13 protein-coding genes are annotated in these 19,463 nt (G+C 55.3%); 11 read left to right on the top strand and 2 right to left on the bottom strand.

Features of this window, described 5'->3' with window-relative positions; genetic code table 11:
- The first annotated feature begins 149 nt into the window (after window positions 1–149).
- From EK369_RS18540 to EK369_RS18505, 8 genes are all read left to right on the top strand, one after another.
- Entirely contained in the window at window positions 150–959 is an 810-nt protein-coding gene (locus EK369_RS18540) for a hypothetical protein (protein ID WP_235871478.1), read from the top strand.
- An 18-nt stretch (window positions 960–977) separates the two neighbouring features.
- Window positions 978–2,777 carry a glycosyltransferase family 2 protein gene (locus EK369_RS18535; protein WP_235871477.1) on the top strand — a complete coding sequence of 600 codons (1,800 nt, stop codon included), beginning with the start codon at window positions 978–980 and terminating at the stop codon, window positions 2,775–2,777.
- A 76-nt stretch (window positions 2,778–2,853) separates the two neighbouring features.
- Complete coding sequence (locus EK369_RS18530; protein ID WP_127115754.1) at window positions 2,854–3,723, top strand: GT-B fold glycosyltransferase domain-containing protein; 870 nt, start codon at window positions 2,854–2,856, stop codon at window positions 3,721–3,723.
- A 76-nt stretch (window positions 3,724–3,799) separates the two neighbouring features.
- Window positions 3,800–5,353, top strand: coding sequence for a hypothetical protein (locus tag EK369_RS18525; protein WP_127115753.1), 1,554 nt, complete (start codon window positions 3,800–3,802; stop codon window positions 5,351–5,353).
- 8 nt (window positions 5,354–5,361) lie between these two features.
- The gene (locus EK369_RS18520; protein WP_127115752.1) at window positions 5,362–6,186 is read left to right on the top strand and encodes a hypothetical protein; all 825 of its coding nucleotides are present in this window, start codon (window positions 5,362–5,364) and stop codon (window positions 6,184–6,186) included.
- On the top strand, window positions 6,176–8,473 hold the full coding sequence (locus EK369_RS18515) for a sulfatase-like hydrolase/transferase (protein WP_127115751.1): 2,298 nt from the start codon (window positions 6,176–6,178) through the stop codon (window positions 8,471–8,473). The genes EK369_RS18520 and EK369_RS18515 overlap by 11 nt, the downstream gene beginning before the upstream one ends.
- Before the next feature lie 94 nt (window positions 8,474–8,567).
- Window positions 8,568–9,893 (top strand): UDP-glucose dehydrogenase family protein, encoded by a 1,326-nt coding sequence (locus EK369_RS18510; protein ID WP_127115750.1) that lies wholly within the window; start codon window positions 8,568–8,570, stop codon window positions 9,891–9,893.
- A 129-nt stretch (window positions 9,894–10,022) separates the two neighbouring features.
- Window positions 10,023–12,980: a DUF4214 domain-containing protein gene (locus EK369_RS18505; protein ID WP_127115749.1), complete on the top strand. Its 2,958-nt coding sequence runs from the start codon at window positions 10,023–10,025 to the stop codon at window positions 12,978–12,980.
- 329 nt (window positions 12,981–13,309) lie between these two features.
- Here EK369_RS18505 and EK369_RS18500 read toward each other — a convergent pair whose 3' ends face one another.
- A complete protein-coding gene (locus tag EK369_RS18500; protein ID WP_127115748.1) occupies window positions 13,310–14,497 on the bottom strand; it encodes an MraY family glycosyltransferase in 1,188 nt (395 codons plus the stop codon).
- Window positions 14,498–15,055: 558 nt separating this feature from the next.
- Between EK369_RS18500 and EK369_RS18495 the strand changes: the two genes are divergently transcribed.
- The 3 genes from EK369_RS18495 to EK369_RS18485 are packed head-to-tail and all read left to right on the top strand — an operon-like array spanning window position 15,056 to window position 18,759.
- Complete coding sequence (locus tag EK369_RS18495) at window positions 15,056–16,117, top strand: polysaccharide biosynthesis/export family protein (protein WP_127115747.1); 1,062 nt, start codon at window positions 15,056–15,058, stop codon at window positions 16,115–16,117.
- A 29-nt stretch (window positions 16,118–16,146) separates the two neighbouring features.
- Complete coding sequence (locus EK369_RS18490) at window positions 16,147–16,581, top strand: low molecular weight protein-tyrosine-phosphatase (protein WP_127115746.1); 435 nt, start codon at window positions 16,147–16,149, stop codon at window positions 16,579–16,581.
- A 12-nt stretch (window positions 16,582–16,593) separates the two neighbouring features.
- On the top strand, window positions 16,594–18,759 hold the full coding sequence (locus tag EK369_RS18485) for a polysaccharide biosynthesis tyrosine autokinase (RefSeq protein WP_127115745.1): 2,166 nt from the start codon (window positions 16,594–16,596) through the stop codon (window positions 18,757–18,759).
- Window positions 18,760–18,874: 115 nt separating this feature from the next.
- On the opposite strand, the gene nusG is transcribed toward EK369_RS18485, so the two are convergent.
- Window positions 18,875–19,384, bottom strand: coding sequence for a transcription termination/antitermination protein NusG (gene nusG / locus EK369_RS18480; protein WP_127115776.1), 510 nt, complete (start codon window positions 19,382–19,384; stop codon window positions 18,875–18,877).
- Between the last annotated feature and the right edge of the window lie 79 nt (window positions 19,385–19,463).

The raw sequence follows: 19,463 nt of genomic DNA, 5'->3' as shown, positions 1-19,463 counted from the left end.
CCAAAATGCCGAGTTGGCCCGCTTTTTGGGATCAATCCGCAGAATTCGCCGTCATGCAAGATGGACCTGAGCCTGGTTGCGGGCTATTGATCTATGAAAAACAATAAGCCGCCCATTATCTAGTAACTGAATGTAGGCATCGAGTAGACATGGAACTGAACAGACGCCCAGTGGCATCGCTTTGGATTGGCGAAAAACTTCATTATTTGAACCAGCTGTGCCTCAAGTCGCACCTTTTGCAGGGGCACCCGACCATATTGTACTGCACGGACAATGTGACCAACGCGCCGGAAGGTGTGGAAATTCGCCCCGCGACCGAGATCATGGACATCGACATGGATGTTGTCGGCCAGACCTCGGCCAGCTTTCTGTCGAATGTCTTTCGCTACAAGATGATCCAGAAAACCAACGCGATCTGGATCGATTGCGACGCCTTCTGCGAAAAGCCGTTTCCCGATGAGTGGGAGTATATCTTTGCCGGGCACGGCATGCGCGGCGCGCTGAATTGTGGTGTCGTCTCTATTCCGCAAACCGGCGAGTTGATGGATGCGCTTCTCGACTACTATGAGAACCTGCCAGACTATCCCGAGTGGTGGAACAAGAACCAGCGCCGCAAGATGGACCGCCAGAACCCTGATCTGCCCTTGCCCGTCCGCATCTACAAGACAGAGCGCACCGCCTTTGGGCCGCAGGCCTTTACGCATTACGTGAAAAAGACCGGTCATATGGAAAAGGCGATGACCAGTGACGTTCTTTATCCCGTACCGTTTCAGCTGAACGACATTTTCTACGATCCGCACGGCCGGGTTGAGGGGTGGTTCACCGATGCGACGCTTTCAGTGCATCTTTATACCAATGGGACCAAGCCCTGGTGGCGCAAGAACGCGCCTCTGCCCAATTCTTACGCCGCACGCATGTGCGAGCGGGTGGGCATCGATCCGTCTCAGGCGTTGGAGTAACCAGAACCCGGCAAGAACATGAACCTGAAAAAACACGTCAGCCCGCACGGCACCGTCATGGCGGTGTCGATGATGAAAGACGAGGCGCCATTTCTGCTGGAGTGGTTTGCCCATCACCTTGCGGTCGGGTTCACCGACATTCTGGTTTACACCAATGACTGCACGGACGGCACGGATGACATGTTGATCCGGCTCGAAGAGCTGGGGTTGGGATACCATCGCCGCAACGACATTCCCGAAGGGCTGAAACCGCAGCCCTCGGCACTGAAGTACGCTCAGGCCGAGCCTGTGGTTGGTGCCGCTGATTGGGTTCTTGTGTTCGATGCGGATGAGTTTCTTTGCATCAAACATGGCGATGGCACGCTGGATGGGATGATTTCGGACGCGGTCGATCGTGGCGCAAATGGCATTGTCATCACCTGGCGCATCTTTGGCTCGGGCCATGTAACGGAGTGGTCGCGCGATCCGGTCACCGAACAATATCTCTATGCCGCCCCACCGCTGTGGAACAAAGGCTGGGGCGTCAAAACCCTGTTCAAGTTTGACCCAGAATACTGGAAGCTTGGCATCCACCGCCCCAAGATCAAGAACAAGCACCTCAAGGATGAATTCCCGGACACGGTGCATTGGCTAAACGGGTCCGGCGCCCCGATGGAGGACTATTTCAAGTTCCGCGGCTGGCGCTCGATCCGGCGCACGCTGGGGTATGACTGGGCGCAAATGAACCACTATGCGCTCAAATCCGTGGACAGCTACGCCCTGCGTAAGATGCGCGGCAACGTGAACAACAAGAAAGACAAATACAACTCGGACTATTGGGCGCTTCAGGACAGGAATGAAGTGCGTGATGAGTCCATCCTTCGCCACTCCGCCCGACGTGCAGAGATCATGCAAGAGTTGCTGAAAGACCCGGTGCTCAACAAGCTGCACTTTGCTGCACTGGAACGCGTCGAAAAGCGGCTCGAAGAGCACAAGCAGACCCAAGCCTACAAAGATATGGTTGTGGGACTGGCCGAAGCGGGCAAGATCCCGATCAACAAGGTGGTCGCGAAACCCCCCAAGGCCCGTGATCCGGCCAAGATCGCTGCTTTGATGAGCGATGTTGAACGTAAATCCCAGGGCCGCCCCAAAGCTGAACGGCGTAACCCGGTTGCGACAGGCTGGGATGATGATTTTCTGCCCGAGCCCGTGGCGTTGCAGGATAATGCGCATATCGAGGTGGTCAAAAACCATGCCATCATGATCCCGGCCGACGCCGCCGTGTTTGGACCAGAGGCGCTGGATCTGGTGGCTGCCGGGAAATATGCCCGCAAACAGATGCGCAGCATTCATTGGCTGGTGTCAGACAGCGACAAAGTTCTGAACGTCGGGGGAGAAGCAGGCGTCGTTGCGCTGCAGGCCCTGTCCATGCATCCAAACTTGCGCGTTATGACCCACACACGCCGCGAGGATCTGGCGAGGGTGACGGAAACCCTGGCTGACAAAAATGACCTCATGGATCCCGGTCGACTCAAGATTACGTCTGGCGCCCTGGTTTTTGACGGGGACAGCAAAGACGAGGCCGGAGGTTTGCAGGCCATGCTGAGAGATTACCGCCCGACAATCCTGCGGCTGTGTGATCCCGAGATAACGCCTGAACGACTGAGCAAACTGGATATGGGGCACCTCAGGCGGATCATTCTGCCCGAGGCCCTTGCCGAGGATCTCACAACCTATCAGGACGCACTGAAAGCGTGCGGATTCAATCCTGTTCAAGATTGGACCGACAAGGGAATTTGGGTCTTTGACAAAGCGGCCGCCGCCGGGCAGGGCGCGTAATTTTTTGCTTGTGTGTTGGGTGAGTATGCTCAGAATGACGATCAACCAATAAGATTTCGCAAGAATTTCGAGCATCATGTCATCAGCAAATCTCACCTTGTTTTTTATTGTCGAGCCGCCGAACTACACGGTCATGGCCTGTTATCTTGCGGCGTCGATCAGGCAGCAGTTTGATGAGCCGATTAAGCTGATCGGATACTGTCCGGCGCACCGGCGTGACGAAGTCGACCCCAAGGTTATCGGCGTGCTGGAAAAGATGGGCGTCGAAGTGCGCACCTTCGAAGCCGAAGGGAAATTCGATCCGGAATACCCCCATGGCAACAAACTGCTCGCCTGTTTACAGGAGCGCGACACGCCTTATGCGGGGTTCGTGGATTCCGATGTGTTGTTCCTGAAAAAGAACAAGATCGAAAACATCGTGACCCCCGACAAAGTGTCGTTAACGCCGGCAGCGTCCATGTACTGGGCGGATCGATCGCTTTGGCCGACGATCTACGGGGCTTTGGAGATGGATATTCCGGAAGAGCGCATTTTCCTGCTGCGCCAAAAGGGACGCCCCAAGATACCCTATTTCAGCTCTGGATTTTTTACGTTTCCTGACGAACCGCTGCCACACACCGGCAAACGCTTTGCCGAAACCTGGATGGATGTTGCGCAGCAGATTGACCGCATTGACGGCTTGGAAAAGAAGCGCCCCTATCTGGACCAGATGAGCCTGCCTGTTGCCATCAAGAAGGCCGGGATCGACTATCACCTGATGCCAGAAGAACAGCATTGGATTCTTGGCGGCGTTCTCAGGAACACACCTTTTCCCAAGGACCGGGGCATCTACACGGTGCACTATCGCAAGTGGGAAATTCTTGCCGAAAACGAACTCGCAGGTTTTGCCAAGCAAATGCTGCACGATCAGGTGGGCGTCAAGAAAATCCGTCAGTTCGAACTTTGAGGTGCCCGAGGCTGGCGGCAACCCAAATCGGCGCATAAGGTAACACCAGACCACCAGTTTTCAGGATCCACAGACCATGTCCAAGAAAGATCCGACACCGCCTGACCTGTCGTTCGCACTGCGCGGCGATAATGGTGTTCTGATTTCGGCGCCAAATGGCGACGTGATCCAATTCGACGACAGCGGGCTGATCATGAAACTTTCGGATCAGGTGGTTCGGGATCTGGCGGCGCGATTGGCTGATGTCGAAGACGGCAGTACGACAGCCGCACCCTTGCAGACCACGACCGGATCGGTATCGCTGATTGACGCCGAGGTTTTGGGGGACGTCGATGCATGGCACGTGCTTCAGGATGGCGATTGGTTCCGGTTTCAGGCAAATCTCAGGGGCGCGGATGGTCCGCGCGGCTATCGCAAGCCGGTTCATGGCGGAGATATCTTTGCCGATGCGCCCGGCGCGGTGCTTGGGTTGTTGAGTATTGGCGGACCCCGCCGGGCAACAGGTATCGAAGGCCATGGCCGCTTTCCGTATCATGTGGTTGCGCCCAATGATGATGTGGGCGCGGTTGGGTTGATTGGATCTGGCAGTGCCCAACCCGTGACCGGCTTTTCCACCATCGGTGAACAGACCCGTGATACGCTGATTGCCCATGCGATTCTGCAGCACCAGAAATCAGCCGGCAGAGCGTTGCCCCTGATCATGGCGCGCTGTGAAGCGGACCAGTCCCATGACGCGACCGCACTGTCGCGAGGAGCGGCTTTTGACAACCTCTTGGCCTCGGCTGAAACATTGGCGACCGTCGCGCGGTCGATGGGCAAAACGGCGCGGATTTTGGCGGTCGGGCTGGACTATTGTATCGAAGACACCACCAGCACCGAGGACGTGTTTCGCGATGGCATCTATGCCCTGATGCAAAAAACCGAACAGGCGCTGGGCCGTTTGGGGTTTCGCAAACCCTGTTTTATCAGCCAGTTCGAGTGCGGTGGTTTGCTGTCGGATGATGAGTGCCATACCGAGGCCCAGTGGCAGCTTGCCGTGAACCCGGGCACATCGGACCTGATCTATTCCGCACCCGGCTACATGTTCGAGCAAAACGCCATTGGACGCCCAACGCCCGCAGCGCTGGGCCAAATGGCCGAGATGGATGCCCATGCAATCCGGGCCTGGTCCTCTGGCGAAAGGATCGAGGGTGAGTTTGACAGCATCTTCGGCCCGCTTTGGTGCCCAACGTTTCTGTTGGCCGAACGCGAAGGCGGCCCAGAGGGCACCACCATTCGTATCAGCGCCACTGCCCGCTCTGCACTGGTCATCGATGGCCAGCCGGATTTCGGCAATGTGACCCATGCCGGGTTTTCGTTCGAGAATGTTGAGAACGGGGCAAAGATTGTGAATGTCCGAACAAGCCCCGATGCGCCGCTGGATATCTTTCTGGACTGTGACAAGCCGCCCGAGGGCACAAACCTGCGCCTGCGCTACGCAAGCGGGCAGCGGTCGGAGCTTGCCTTTGATCCGGATCGCGTGGGCTTTCCGGTTAACCGCGGTTCTGTGCGTGATGGCTGGTCGGCGCCTTGCTCGGATGGTCGCCAACTCTATCGCTGGGCGCTCCCGTGCGTTCTGCCAGTGAATTAGGGGTGACCATGACGGATGTTCCCAACCCTGCCAGCCCTGCGCCTCTAATGACAGATCAGGCGGTGCCGCAATCGCTGCTTCTGGACCCGCTCCCATCCGGTTACACGGATCGTTTCGAAGACAGCGGAGCGCTCTGGTTTTGCAGCGAACCAACCCTGTTCTCTGCGAAACCCGGCTCCCAGGAAGCCCCGAGCTGGTGGGGCCGGTGTGGTGTAAAAACCGCGCATCCCACCAAACCAAACAATGGCAACTCAACGTTGGCAGTGGCTGACAGAGTGCATTGTCTGAAGTTCACCGAACGCGTCAACTGCGGCTATGTCATCCCCGAGGCCCTCCGGACCCAAGGCCCCTTTTCGATCGCGATTATCTACGCCCCCTCAGGCACCAATGAGCCCCGCACCCTGTTCACGATCAATCCCTGGGACAAGGGCAACTATGCGTTCCTCAGTGAACGGGATAATGCGATTGAGTTCACTGATGATCAGGGCAGTTTCGCACTGGGCCATCCGTTGAAGACTGCCGGAGACGGGTTCCGGCTGGTTGTGCTCAGCTATGATGGCGCGCAGTTCAGCCTTATGGTTGAAGGGTTGGGTGCCATTTCGCAGCAATCTCTGCAGCCCAAAAAAGATCGGCAATGCGATCTGTTTGTTGGCTGTCGTAGCCACCGGGCCGGAATCTTGAAAACACTGGGGGATTTCCTTTTGGCGGATGTGTTCGTCTGGCCGGACAAGGATATATTGACCTCGGCTTCAAAGACCTCTGGACCGGAAACAGGCCCCGAGTATGATTTGCTGCAGAGCTATTTCACCGAGGTGATCACTCGTGCCCTTTGATGCGCAGTCCATCCGCAACGACAATATCTGTGTCATCTGGATCGATGATCTGATCGACGTCTTCACGTGGCGCAACGCCTTTGGGGTCGAGCTCAAGACACCCAACATTGATCGCTTCATGGCCGAGGGGGTGCGGTTTCAGAACGCCTATGCGACTGTACCGCTCTGTGCGCCGTGCCGCGCCGAGCTGACCACCGGTCTCTCGCCCTTCCGCACGGGACTTGTGGACCTGAACCGCCTCTGGCGCGATGTTCTGCCGCCCACCGCCGCCTGGCAATACGACCTGCGACGGGCAGGGTTCTACAATTTCACAACCGGCAAGACCGACGGCACCTACAAACCCATGCCCGAGGAGTATCGCCGGGTTCTGTTTCACGAAGACGTGCAGGCCAAGGATGCCGGTCGCCGGGACAAGGTAAAAAAGTACCTCGACAAGGGGCCAGGGATTGCCGGGGTCAATCATCCCGATGATGACGGCAGCCAGGATCACAAGTTCTACGATTTCACGGTTGCGCAGAATGCCATCGATTTTCTGCAGCGCGCCGACCCAAATCGTAGAAACCTGATCCAGCTGGGCTTTAAGCATCCCCATTTCAATCTGGTGACGCCGGATCGGTTTTATCAGACCTATGATGTGGAGGGCATCAAATGGCCCGACATTGCCGATGCTCAGGACTACTACGGCCCACAGCAATGTTTCGCGGTCTACGAGGCGGCCTATATCGTCAATGGTCAGTGGACGCCCGAAAAGGCCGGGGATGAGGCCTGGCGACAGGTTGTCAGGGCCTATTTTGCCGCCACCAGTCACGTGGACCACGAAATAGGCCGCTTTATGGATGCACTCCGCAACTCCGAGTTGGGGCAGAATACCACCGTGGTGATGTTGTCCGACAACGGTTTTAACCTCGGCAACCACGACAGTTTCCACAAGATGAGCCAATGGGACAGTGCCGCGCATGTGCCGCTGGGCATCTGGTCGCCGCGCATGAATGGGCAGGGCAAGGATGTAGAGCTGCCCATCTCGCTGCACAATCTGCCCAAGACCATCATGGATCTCGCCAGTATCACACCGCGCCCACAGTGGACCTCGGGTCAGAGCCTGTTGCCCCTGATCGACCCCTCGTTTGGCGAGTTTGATCGCAGCAAGTCCCCCATGACCAGCGTGTTTGGTACGCTGTCGGTGCGCCCATCGGTTCCAGGTTATGAGCATTTGCGCTACATGCGCTATCCAAATGGGGAAGAGCATGTTTACGACGTGGTGAACGACCCCGGCGAAACGGAGAACCTGGTCGAGACGGCACCAATGGATTTCCTGCGCGCTGAATTGGTCGCTGCCGCTGACAATCTGGGGCTTGACCTGAGCGGGGCAGAAAACCCCAAAGATGGCGTGAATGCCATGATGGCTGTGGATGGTACGGTCGCCATGGCGGGTGGGAATGCTGACAACGATTATTGGGCTTATGGCAAAAACGCCGAAAAGATCGTTGAGGAAAAAGACGGCGGTAATGACACGCTCTGGTACATGGCGGGGCCCGATGACTATGTGCTGCGCGTCCCTGCCAACATTGAAAACCTGCGCGTCGCCACGGTTGTCTCGCGAGAAGAGGCCGACCCCACGCACGGCAAAGTCCTGCGTATCGTCGCCCATCCCGACAGTCCGCTCAACTTCGAAACTTCCGAAAGGGTCTCGGTTGACGTGGTCGGCAGTCATGGGGACGACGTGATGATCGGCCCCAAGTACGCCGGGGCGGTGTTTCATGGCGGTGCGGGCAATGATCGACTGATTGCACTGTCCGGCCGCGGCAAGGATCAACACCAGTTCTTTGGCGGAGAAGGGCACGATGTCCTGATCGGCGGCGCGGGCAATGACCTTTTAGATGGTGGCACAGGCAACGACACCATTCACGGCGGAACCGGGCGCAACAGGATTTTCGCCGGGCCGGGCAATGACGTGATCGAAGACGGCGAAGGGGCCTCGGTCATTGACACCGGTCCCGGGCGCAACGTGGTGGTTTCCGCAGATGGCGACGATGAATTTCACGTTGGCGCCGGAGTAAACACCATTACCGGGGGTCCGGGGGCGAATACCTATCACGTGGCTTACGGCGGGATATGCACAATCACAGACTGGACGGACCAGTGCGCATTGGATCTGAGCGCTTGGCCCAATCCTCCTGATATCGTCAAAACCCACCAAGGCGTCTTGTTGCGGCTTGGGAGCAGCGTCATCACCCTGCTGGGTGTTACTGACGTCCAAGCGGTCAAACAGCGCATTTCAGGGTATTGAAGAAATTGGGCGTTGCGGCAATAAACGCAGAAATAAAATAGAAAACCGCGCGCATGGTTTCGTGCGTTTCAGTTAGGTATGAGGGCAGTCAACCATGAAAATCGCAATGATCGGTACCGGATATGTCGGGTTGGTTTCCGGCGTCTGCTTCTCGGACTTTGGACACGATGTCGTTTGCGTTGATAAAGACGCTGGAAAAATCGACAAGCTGAATGCTGGCGAAGTTCCCATCTACGAACCGGGCCTGGATCAGTTGATGGCCAAGAACGTTGCAGCAGGTCGGTTGTCCTTCACTCAGGACTTGGCGCAGGCTCTTGAAGGGGCAGAGGCAGTTTTCATTGCGGTTGGCACGCCAACGCGCCGTGGCGACGGCCACGCCGATCTGACCTATGTGATGGCGGCCGCGGAAGAGATTGCCGAACTGGCCAAGGATTACGTCGTGATCGTGACCAAATCGACGGTTCCGGTTGGCACCAACCGTCTGGTCAAACAGGCGGTACGCAAAGCCAACCCTGATCTCGATTTCGATGTCGCCAGCAATCCGGAGTTTTTGCGCGAAGGCGCTGCGATTGATGACTTCATGAAGCCCGATCGCGTGGTGGTTGGCGTACAGAACGAACGCGCCGCAGAGGTCATGAACGAAATCTACCGACCACTCTACTTGCGGGAGTTTCCGATTGTGACCACCGATCTGGAAAGCGCCGAGATGATCAAGTATGCGGCCAATGCCTTTTTGGCGACCAAGATCACCTTCATCAATGAAATCGCGGCGCTTTGCGAACGCGTTGGCGCGGATGTAAAGCAGGTCTCCAAGGGCATGGGTATGGATGGGCGCATCGGCAACAAGTTCCTGCATGCCGGCCCCGGATACGGCGGTTCGTGCTTTCCCAAAGACACCAAGGCACTCGCTCGGATTGGCCAGGAACATGCTGTTCCGATGCAGATCACCGAGGCCGTGATCAAGGTTAATGACGAAGTCAAACGGCGAATGATCGACAAGCTTCTGGAGCTTTGCGGCGGCAGTTTCAACGGCAAGACCATTGCCGTATTGGGGGTCACGTTCAAACCAAACACAGACGACATGCGCGACGCGCCCGCGTTGACCATTGTTCCTGCTTTGGTTGGCGGGGGTGCCAAGGTGCGCGTCACCGACCCACAGGGCCGCCACGAAGGCGAAGCCCTTTTGCCCGGAGTGCATTGGGTTGAAGATGCCTACAAGGCTGCTCACAAAGCGGATCTCTTGGTAATTCTCACCGAATGGAACGAGTTTCGCGCGCTTGACCTCAAGCGACTCGCACGAAAAATGGCGACTCCACACCTGGCCGATTTGCGTAACATCTATAGCTCACGTGACGCCAAGCGGGCAGGCTTCACAGCGTATGAGTCCATAGGAAGGCTGGGTTTCACCGCTTTCACCTGACCATTGGCGGGAATCTGTGCACAAATCCGCCAATCGACTCTGAGGCGAGTGATTTCAATTGCGTTGCAAGTTGAGCGATGTAAAGTCGTCGGGGTATTAACTGTATTTTAGTTACAATAGGTTAGGCCCGTGACCAGCACAAACCCACTTTACGCTTCGCAATGGCATTTGCCCCAGATCGGCGATATCGAAACTGTTTGGCAAGACTACACCGGACAAGGTGTTAGTGTTGGGGTCTACGATGATGGGGTTGAGCGTACGCACGAGGACCTCGTGGGCAACTATGATGCCTCGTTGCATTTCAGCGGCGACAATGGACAACCCAACAGTAGTTCAGACGGGCACGGCACGGCTGTTGCAGGGATCATTGGCGCCTCTGATAACAATCTCGGTGGCGTCGGGATTGCTTTTGACTCATCGATCACCGGGGTCGACTATCTGAACGATCTCCAAAATGTTTGGTCAACCAACCTGGCTACACTGCGGTGGAGCGCCGAGTTCGACATCGTGAACAACAGCTGGGGCAGCTTGGGCGTCTATGGTAACAACCATGATATCGGGGACTTTTCCTCTGCAGCGGCCCAGCAGGCCAATGCCTTTGAATACGGCGCGATCAATGGCCGCGGCGGTCTTGGTACCATTATCGTCAAGGCTGCCGGCAACGAAGCCAATGACTCGTCTCTGATCAACAACTATGGCGTGTACGGCAACGCTCAAGGCGCTGGGTTAAACTCGGCGCATCACGTCATTACCGTTGGCGCTATCGAGCAGGGTGGCGCAGTTTCCAGCTACTCGAACTACGGTCACAACCTTCTGATTTCCGCACCTGCCGCCTCAGTGACAACTGACAGGACCGGGTCAGCCGGATATTCCAGCGGGGAATACACAACGGGCTTCAATGGCACCTCGGCTGCAACACCTGTGGTGTCCGGGGTTATTGCGCTGATACTCGAGGCCAACCCAGATCTGGGTTGGAGAGATGTTCAGAACATTCTGGCCATGTCTGCGGCACAGACCGGTTCGAACTATGGCAGTTCGAGCAGCGGGTACGAAGTTGCCGCATGGACCAGCAACTCAGCTGGCAACTGGAATGGCGGCGGAGTCAGCTTTAACCCCAGCTATGGTTACGGCCACATTGATGTTCTTGCTGCAGTGCGTCTGGCCGAAATTTGGGGCCTCATGTATGACACTGCGGCGACCTCGGCGAATGTGCAGACTGTGACGGCAAGCTCATCGCAATCGGCGATGCAGATTACTGACTATGGAACCGTCACCATGAGTGTGACCGTTTCCGGCAGTATTGAAATCGAACACCTCTATGTAAATGTCGATTTGACACACACATACTCGGGTGATCTTGCAATCACCCTGATTTCACCAGATGGGGAACGCCATCAGCTATTCTACCGCGAAGGATGGGGCACCGACATCACCGGTGACTATACCTTTGGGATGACCAATTTCCGCGGAGTGGACAGCGCCGGAACGTGGAGCATTGAAGTTCGGGATTTTGCCGGAGGGGATACAGGTTGGCTGCGCGATCTGGATCTTGAATTCCGTGGCAGCGCGCAATCTGCGGATACCGAGTGGTTCTTTACCAATGACTTTCAGGCGCTCGCCTCGGTGGAATCCGGGCGCCAGTCGATCAGTGATACGGACGGTGGTACGGACACGTTGGTCTTTGCAGCCGTAACCGGCAACGTCTCGATCAATCTGGCCAGCGGCGGGTCCATTCAGGTGGACGGCACCCAATGGGCCACCCTGGCGAACGATGCCATCGAAAACGTGATCCTGGGCGACGGCAACGACACGGTCACCGGCAACGACGCTGACAACAATGTGTCGGGTGGTCGAGGTCAGGACCGTTTGATCGGCGGTCAGGGCGATGACACTCTTATGGGCGATCAAGGCAGCGATCTTTTGGTTGGTTCCACAGGAAATGACAGCTTGTCAGGTGGTGAGGGCGCCGATCACCTCGAAGGGGCAAACGGTCAGGACACCCTTCAAGGGGACGAGGGCGACGATTTCCTGAACGGCGAGCAGGGGATCGGAAGTTTTGATTTTCAGGCCAACCAGGTCTATCGCCTGTACCGCGCGACTTTGGACCGCGAACCGGATTATGCCGGGCATCGCTCTTGGACCGAAGCACTGATTGGCGGCCAAACCCTCGAGAACATCGTGTCAGGCTTCGTTAACAGCGTAGAATTTCAAAGCACGTATGGGGCAACCTCGAATACAGAGTTTGTTACGCTGCTTTACAATAACGTGTTGGACCGCAATCCAAGCGCAAGTGAAATGGCCCCTTGGGTGGCGGCATTGGACAACAACACCCAGACCCGAGAGCAAGTTGTGCTGGGCTTCTCCGAAAGCGCTGAGTTCCAAAACAACACATCCGGCTCGGCACTGTCCTACAGCTGGTCCGGGTATCAGTCGTATTGGACTGACAACATGTTCCGCCTCTATCAGGCTGTTCTGGACCGTGCTCCGGACATCGCCGGCCTTTGGAACTGGACCGCCGCCTTGGCCAATGGAGAAACGCTGGAATGGGCCGCGTCGGGTTTGATGGCCAGTACCGAATTCCAGAACATCTATGGCTCCACGACCAATACACAGTTCGTAACGCTCTTGTACAACAACGTACTTGACCGCGCTCCGGATGCGGCGGGTCTGGCGAGCTGGCTGAACGCGCTGGAAAGCGGGAGCATGACACGCGAAGAGATTGTTCTCGGATTTTCAGAAAGCTTAGAGTTCATTGCAAATTCCTGGGACGACTTCATCGACTTCCAGCGCACTGACGGCGCAGATGACCGTATCGATGGTGGTGCCGGGACCAATACGTTGTTTGGAGGCTGGGGATCAGATACGTTCGTATTTGACAGCACCGAAGCCGGATCCCATTCGGTGATTGGCCTCGAGGCCTGGGATATGATCGAACTTCAGCAGTTTGGATTTGCAAACGGGGCCGCGGCGCTCGCTGCCCTGAGCCAGGTTGGGGATGATGTCACCCTGACACAGGGTGGGACTACTATCACCTTTGAAGGCGTACAAATCTCGGACTTCTCCGAGGATATGTTCGTTCTCGTTTGATAGGAATGTGCCTGCCGATGACTTGGCAGGTATTCTTTTGGGGGTGTGTGGCGAGAGGTCAGACACTCCCTTTGGGCGTCAGCGTAACACTGTGTTGCCATGTCCGGGGTTCAGCGTTTTCGACGCATGTGTCCGCAACCAGAGGTCAGCCTCGTAAAAGGCCCCTTTGAACGCCTTTAAGATAGGAACGCTGCTGTGCTGCACCCACGGCACCGCCAGACCCAATACCGCTCTAGCCAGCCCCAAGTGCACCGTAAGAAAGAGTGTTGTGCACAGAAAAATGCCGGGCAACTTGTCATCACCCGGCAGAAAAATTCACAGGCGCAGTATTACGCCGCTTGCTGGCTTGGTTCTTCTTTGCGTGACAAGTGACCTTCGTTCGAAGCCACCTCGCGCAGAGGCTGTTGAGCCGGAGCAGATACTCTTTCACCTGCTGCCCGGCCAATCCGTCTGAAATTCCGCACGATCGAGATCTTGATCGCAAAATACATACAAATCGAAAACGCCAACGCCATCAGGCTTGCGCTGACACTTTGCGCGGTCAGGATGCCCAGCAGCGGAGGCAGCGCAACAAACGGCAGCATTGCTACGGTCGCAAGTGGATTGGCGATTGTGTTGTTCTCAGCCGAGCTCAAGGTCACATCAATGACACGCTTGATCACGTGGTGGAAATGCAGCTTGTCGGGTTCGCCAATAGGGGCTTTTTTGCGGATGCGGCGCAGAACGGCTGCGGTTGTGTCCATGAAGGGCCAAAAGACCGCGAGCAGAACTGCCCACTTGGAAACTTCTGGGTTCCTGGTGATCAGCAAAACGCCGGTCCATGCGACAAGGAAGCCAAGGGTGTAGGCCCCTGCATCCCCCAAGAAGATTTTGCCTAAAGGGAAATTCAGCAGCAGAACGCCTGCAATCGATGCCGCGATTGCTCCGGCCATGAAGGCCACCGGAAAGTCTCCGGTCTGCAATGCCATGATTGCCATAGCACTGGACGCCAAAAGCGCAATTGACATCGCCAACCCGTTCAACCCGTCGACCAGATTGAATGCGTGGCAAACAGCGGCTGTAATGAAGATGGTGAAAACGCCACCAATCACTGCAAAACCAAGAAGATAATCCAGCCCCGGAGCCACACCGGACTTCACATAGTAGCCGGACAACAAGATCATGAACAAACTGCTGACCATGGCAGCGAGCAGACGTTTTTTCGGGCTAGCGCCAATGCCGATATCTTCAGCAAGGCCCGCCAGAAACACCGGGACAGCCGCACCAAGCATCACCATTGCAAGGAAACCGGTCTCTTTGCTCACAAGAAATAGTGAGGTGATCAAGCCAGCCATAAATGCGATCCCGCCAATGCGCGGTGTCGGCACCATGTGAGAGCTTTGAATTTCCAGGCCGGCATGCCCTTTGGCGGTAAAGCCGATATGCAAATTTTTGGTGAGCACAATAATGATCGACACGACCAGGCTCACCAACGCAGCTGGATAGAAAAACCAGAGGAGGCTAAATAGAGTTTGCATCACAAATTATCACTTCGCTATTAATCAAATCACCAATCGTACGACCCGAAAAGGCGTTCGGTCAAAAAAGACTGCCCTCACCGAATTGGTTGTTGTTTGCCCAACTCGGAGGCCTGGTCGATAGTTCAATTTCGCACTTGCAGCAAAAAAGGTCCTGCCCGTTGCCGAAAATACACGTCAGAGCGTGTTGAATCAATCCGATTCGCTAATAAAACGCTAACGCGGGGGGTTAGGACCACCGATAGTTCTAGAAAGTGGTCACGCCCCATTGACGGCTTGCAAATCCTTTTGCGTTCAAAGTCTATCCCCTTGCCCCAGAGAGGTGCGTTGATCTCGGCCGTGGCAAATTTAAGGCTTGTGGTTGCGTGGGCCGGCGGATTTTCGCCTATAATCCTTTCGCTTTCAGATAATGGACCGTACGAGTAAAAAAACACCAATAAATTGTGCGGACATCCCCAAATGCGCAATTGAAACGACTTCTGAGCAATGATAGTCACCAGACATAATAAACCGGTTGAGGCCGGAGCGGCTATTGAATGCGATTATCCTGGGGCAGGAATGATACGTTTTTTACTCATCTGTGCGGTGGTGCTGTCGGGGTGTTCCGAGGCAATGACCGTGTTTCCGACTAGCGAAGCGGATCAAGCGGAACTGCCTGAAAGCGTCAAGATCGTTAGAATTTCGAGTAAAAACATAGGCCGCTATCACACGTCAAACCGCAGCTTTCAGCGCGCCTCCGTTCCTGCCGGAACCGAGTGGTCGTACAAAATCGGTGTTGGCGATATCATTTCCGTCACCGTATTCGAACACCCAGAGCTTTCCTTGAATCAGGTAAGTTCGGACAACGAGAAACTCCTGGGGTTCGAGGTGCAGGCTGACGGAACCTTCTTCTTTCCGTTCATTGGTGAGATTCATGCTGCAGGGCAATCAGTGCAGTCAGTGCGGCAGGAGGTTTCGCAAAAGCTTCGCGCCTATATCAATGAACCACAAGTTGACGTCCGTCTGATCGCATTCAATTCTCAAAACGTTGTGGTCAGCGGTGAGGTTGAGACACCGAACCGCCAACCTTTGACAACTGTGCCCCTAACGATGCTTCAAGCGGTCAACGCCGCTGGCGGCTGGACAGAGGACGCGGATATCGGACAAGTCACCCTACGCCGTGATGGGCGTGCATATCAGGTTGATTTGCGCGGCTTCCTCGAAGCCAACATGGCGAGCAACAACCCGGTCCTGCGTTCTGGCGATGTCGTGCATGTCCCCGAACGTGAGAACCAGGAAGCTTTCGTGATGGGCGAAGCGCTGCGCAACGAAGCCGTGGATGTGACAAGCGAGCTGGTGTCTCTGACCGAAGCCGTGAACGAGGCCGGCGGCCCTGCCAAGGTGCGGTCCGACGCCCGAGGCGTCTTTGTCTTTCGCCAGGTCAGCGGCGAGATGACCGTCTATCAGTTTGACACAACGACACCAGAAGGGTGGCTTTTGGGTACAAAGTTTACTCTGGTGCCACAGGACGTTGTGTTCATAACACGTTCACCGCTTCAGCATTGGAACGATACAATCAATCAGCTTTTGCCAAGTGTGTCTGCGATCAGTACGCTTGAAACACTCCAGCGGAATTTCTAGCGTCACTTTGGAAGCGCGGGTTTTGGGCCATGTTTAAGTCTGTTCTTGTCGTTTGCGTGGGCAATATTTGCCGATCGCCATTGGGTGAACGTTTGCTTCAGGACAAGGTTCCCGAGTTAAACGTTACTTCGGCGGGCATAGGGGCATTGGTTGGAAAGCCTGCGGATGCAACGGCGACAGAGGTTGCGGCCGAAAACAGCGTGTCGCTTGATGGGCACAGTGCTCGCCAGGCCTCTCCGGAGTTACTGGCATCAGCAGACCTGATTCTCGTCATGGAGACGGGCCACAAAGCAGCAGTCAGCAGGATAGCCCCAGAGGTCAGCGGGCGCGTGATGCTGGCAGACCACTGGACCGGTGGGGGGGATATTGCGGACCCCTACAAAAAATCCAGAGAATTTCATGAACACGTGTATAAGCAACTCGATGCGGCCATGACCGGTTGGGCGCTGCGGCTTAAAAAATAAAGTAGTTTCTAAATGAACGTATCTTCACCCAGTTCCAATGACCGAGTCGATGATGAGATTGATCTAGGCCAGCTTGTTGCCACGTTGTGGTACGGTAAATGGCGCATCGCTGCGGTCACATTTTGTGTAGTACTACTAAGCGTTTTTTGGGCGCTCAACACACCCCCGACGTATCAGGCGGATGCTCTGCTTCAACTTGAAGAAAAAGCCGGTTCAAACCCTTTTTCTGCCGCGCTGGAGGGGTTTGGTGACGAACCGGCGAGTGTCACAGAAATAGAACTGATCAAGTCTCGCATGGTGTTGGGCCAAGCCGTCGCCGAACAAAACCTGGATTGGGTTGCCAATCCTAAAAAAGTCCCTGTTGTCGGTCACTTTGTGTCCAGATTTGGATATCTTGTCGATCTCCCTGAGTTCCTGAAACCCTATTCGCAATCTGACGAGTCCATCACTCTCAAGTTCTTGCAAGTACCGCCTGAACTGCTGGGCGAAGAGATTATCCTGGAAAAACTGTCTGACTCTCAATTCTCTATTGCCGTTCCAGAGGGTCCAACCTTTACAGCCAAGTTGGGCGAGCAGTTCATCGACAATGAGACCGGCCTCTCGATCGAGGTCAACGAGCTTCAAGGGGCAGTCGGTCGCGAGTTTGTCGTTATTCAAAAGAGCGAAGAGGACGCCATAAAATCGGTTCGTGAGAAAATCGGAGTGTCCGAAAAAGGCCGAAACTCCGGCGTCCTTAATCTGACATATAGAGATGGGAACAAGGAAGATGCCTCGCGCGCACTGGGCGCCATTGTGAACGCGTATCTTCGCCAGAATATTTCCCGCAATTCAGCCGAAGCCGAAAGCAGCTTGCAATTTGTCGAAGAGCGGTTGCCAGAGGTTCGTGCCCTCGTTGACCGTGCTGAGGGCCAGCTGAAAGACCTTCAAAGTGAACGTAACACCCTGGATCTGAGCTTTGAAACACAGGCTCTTCTGCAGCAGCGAAGTCAAATTGAAGCTGAGCTGGCAGTTCTCGAAATCGAAGAGCAAGAACTCCAGAGAAAGTACACGACCAACCATCCGACCTACCGGATATTGCTTACCAAAAAAGAGCAGCTGGAAAATCAACTCCAGTCACTCAAGTCAAAGTCGTTGAACCTGCCCGAGACACAACGCGAGATTTTCGACCTGACTCAAGAGTTGGAACTCGCCCGCGAAACCTACAGCAAGCTGCTTATACGAGCACAGGAACTCCGTGTGGTCAAAGCCAGCACCATCGGCAACGTGCGGGTTATTGACCGGGCCCAGACAGCATCGATCCCAGTCGCGCCACGAAAGTCCATGATCGTCGCGATGGGCGGGATTTTGGGATTGATGTTGGGCATTGGCTGGGTTCTGCTAAGGAACTTCAGGTCCCAGGGGATCAAATCAAGTGACGAGATCGAAACCCTTGGACTTTCGGTTTTTGCCGCAATCAACTTAGTGAAATCGAGTTTTGTAAAGGACATTAAGGGTCAGGAAACAAGGCCAATCCTGGCGGTCGATGAACCGACCGACCTGGCGGTCGAGGCGTTCCGGGGCCTGCGAACAAGTTTGCATTTTGGAATGCTTGAAAGCGATTCCAAGGTTCTTTCACTTACCAGCCCCAGCCCAAATGTTGGCAAGTCGTTTTGCTCTGTAAACTTGGCCACCGTCTCTGCACAAGCCGGTCAGAAAGTGTGCTTGATTGATGCGGATATGCGCCGTGGCCAGCTTCGCAAGTTTTTTGGGCAGAAAAAGAACCAACCTGGCTTGGCGGATTGGCTGACCGGAGAGGGCAAACTCGACGATGTGGTGTCCGAGACCGCAGTCGAGAATCTATCTTTTATCCCGACTGGGAAATTCCCTCCGAACCCGGCTGACCTGCTGCTGCGCCCAGCACTCTCAGAGCTGTTGTCACAACTCTCAGATCAATTTGATCTCATCATTGTCGATTGTCCGCCGGTGCTTGCTGTAACGGATCCCGTGATGATCGCCAGGCATGCAAGCATGACGCTTGCGGTCATAAGATATGGTGAAACACAGGAACGAGAAGTTCAGGCCATGCAACGCGAGCTTGAAGCATCAAACGTCAAAATCGCTGGTGCGATCTTCAACGGTTTTGAACGCTCCAAAGGCCAGAAGTACGGTAGCTATGACTATCGCTATGAATACAAATAAGACCTCCGGCAGAACGAACTGAGCAAGCGCCTGCTCAGTTTTTTGGTAGACCAAGCCCCGTTAACTTGAGTTGCGCCCGCAGTGCACGTTCAGGCGCATCGGCCCAATCGGGCTGTCAGGCAGATCGCAGGTTATCAGACCTCATACTCACCCGTGTCGACTTGCCCAACACATCCAAAAGAACCCAAACTCGCTGTTGATCTCCCACCTTTTCGACCGTCGCCACAAAGTCCGCAAATGGTCCGCGCACAATTTCGACCGTGCTCCCTGCAACCAGCTCTTTTGGCGGCAGGAGCATCCCGGCACTATCACATCTATCGCGCAATCCCTTTATGAGGTCCGCGGGCACTTCGACAGCATCCGCACCAAAACTAACCAATCGGCTGACACCATAAGTGTTGTTGATCTTGTCCAGACGAGAAACGCGCGCCGTTGGGCTAACAAAGACATAGCCTGGAAAAAGTGGCTTGATGGCCTGGGTCGCTTTTCCCCGTCTGCGCACTGAAACCTCGTGAAACGGCAAAAAGGTCTGGTAACCTTGCCTGTCCAGATTCCGGATCGCGATATTGTGGGCGTTGGGTTTGACCTGGGCCAAAAACCAAGGGAGCAATTCAGATTCATTCATTTTGGCTACTTTCAAAAATGCCTGTGCTCAAAAAAGCAATTCTATATTCAATTCCTGAAAACGTCTCGGTTGGGACTGT

The sequence above is a fragment of the Shimia sediminis genome (assembly GCF_003990645.1).
Classification (GTDB): Bacteria; Pseudomonadota; Alphaproteobacteria; order Rhodobacterales; family Rhodobacteraceae; genus Shimia; species Shimia sediminis.
This window is presented reverse-complemented; position numbering and strand designations above follow the sequence as displayed.

Coding starts and splice junctions, on each gene's coding strand:
- EK369_RS18540 (WP_235871478.1), top strand. CDS start 150: ATGGAACTGAACAGACGCCCAGTGGCATCGCTTTGGATTGGCGAAAAA.
- EK369_RS18535 (WP_235871477.1), top strand. CDS start 978: ATGAACCTGAAAAAACACGTCAGCCCGCACGGCACCGTCATGGCGGTG.
- EK369_RS18530 (WP_127115754.1), top strand. CDS start 2,854: ATGTCATCAGCAAATCTCACCTTGTTTTTTATTGTCGAGCCGCCGAAC.
- EK369_RS18525 (WP_127115753.1), top strand. CDS start 3,800: ATGTCCAAGAAAGATCCGACACCGCCTGACCTGTCGTTCGCACTGCGC.
- EK369_RS18520 (WP_127115752.1), top strand. CDS start 5,362: ATGACGGATGTTCCCAACCCTGCCAGCCCTGCGCCTCTAATGACAGAT.
- EK369_RS18510 (WP_127115750.1), top strand. CDS start 8,568: ATGAAAATCGCAATGATCGGTACCGGATATGTCGGGTTGGTTTCCGGC.
- EK369_RS18500 (WP_127115748.1), bottom strand. CDS start 14,497: ATGCAAACTCTATTTAGCCTCCTCTGGTTTTTCTATCCAGCTGCGTTG.
- EK369_RS18495 (WP_127115747.1), top strand. CDS start 15,056: ATGATACGTTTTTTACTCATCTGTGCGGTGGTGCTGTCGGGGTGTTCC.
- EK369_RS18490 (WP_127115746.1), top strand. CDS start 16,147: ATGTTTAAGTCTGTTCTTGTCGTTTGCGTGGGCAATATTTGCCGATCG.
- EK369_RS18485 (WP_127115745.1), top strand. CDS start 16,594: ATGAACGTATCTTCACCCAGTTCCAATGACCGAGTCGATGATGAGATT.
- nusG (WP_127115776.1), bottom strand. CDS start 19,384: ATGAATGAATCTGAATTGCTCCCTTGGTTTTTGGCCCAGGTCAAACCC.